At 50.0% G+C, this 242-nt stretch carries 1 pseudogene; it reads left to right on the top strand.

Annotation, left to right across the window (positions count from 1 at the left end):
• Positions 1-133: 133 nt before the first annotated feature.
• Positions 134-242 (top strand): annotated as a pseudogene (locus RTW80_RS30540) (dihydroorotase); the annotation flags it as partial.

Raw genomic sequence — 242 nt, forward strand, 5'->3', positions numbered from 1 at the left:
ACTAAACACTCCGGGCGCTCAGGCGCCCGTTTTTTTTAACGGAAGAGTGTGCAAACGAAAACGTTTCCGCTTATGATTTGGGTCCGGCAAAAACAGCCCTCTTATGACTGATCTCTTTCAAGCCGGAGCTTCCATGACTGTACAATCCCAGGTTCTCAAAATCCGCCGCCCAGACGACTGGCATATCCATCTTCGTGATGGCGACATGCTGAAAACCGTCGTGCCGTATACCAGCGAAATTT

Source organism: Escherichia sp. AM3, from assembly GCF_032029835.1.
In the GTDB taxonomy this organism is placed as follows: Bacteria; Pseudomonadota; Gammaproteobacteria; order Enterobacterales; family Enterobacteriaceae; genus Escherichia; species Escherichia coli.